This is a genomic window from Burkholderia sp. APQ4-4ca (genome assembly GCF_057837105.1).
On record NZ_JBYQCG010000067.1, the window covers coordinates 97,939 to 98,884 of the forward strand.

The window sequence follows — 946 nt, forward strand, 5'->3', positions numbered from 1 at the left end:
GATGGAGGTGTGTTCCGGCGGTCGGGCGGTCGGGCGGAAAAGGCGGCGCGGTCGGGCACGCGGCTTGGTCGAAGAATGGCGGTTGAGCCCCGTGCGACAAGGGTTTCGGCGGCATCGGGCCGTCACCCTCACCATTGAAATGCACAGCGTTCCGATTGGTTGGTGGCGACGGATGTCCACAATGTCGCCCCCCTTCGGCTGATCGGGCTCGCGCGCTCACCGTTCGATGGCACAGCGTTTCGAGTGGCGCCGGGAGCGGGATGTCCACATCCGGAATCGGGCTCCAGAGCGCTCGGGCGGCGACGCTCACCGTTGAAATTCACAGCGCGGCGAGTGGGTCGCGGCGGTGGATATCCACATCGGAAATCCCCGGGTTTCGTCGGTCCTCTTCTTACGCTCACCACGCGAATACACAGGGGCGAGGGTGGTTTTGCCGGCCGAATATCCTCGTCTGAACACGCAGGCCGTGCGATTGCCGACTCGCACTCACCTTTGAAATACACAGGGGTTCGACTGGCTGCCGTGGCAGTTGTCCACGTCCGGAGTTTGCGTTGCCTCCCGGCCATCCGCTCACCCTCACCGTTGAAAACCACAGCGCTTCGAGTGATCGGGCGGGTCGGATCTCCTCGCCTGAACACGCAGGTCGTGCAATTGCCGGCCCGCCCTCACCGTTGAAATACACAGGGGTTCGATTGGCTGCCATGGCGATTGTCCACGTGCGGAGCTTCGTTGCCTCCCGGCCATCCGCTCACCCTCACCGTTGAAAACCACAGCGCTTCGAGTGATCGAACAGGCCAGATATCCACATGGACGAGCGTTCTCCGATCAATCACCGACGCGCGTTTCGAAGGACGCCGACGACTGGCAATCCATACTGGAAGCGGCTCATCACCCGATCAGGCGCCGATGCTCACCGTCTAAATACACAGTGCCGCGAGTCGTTTCC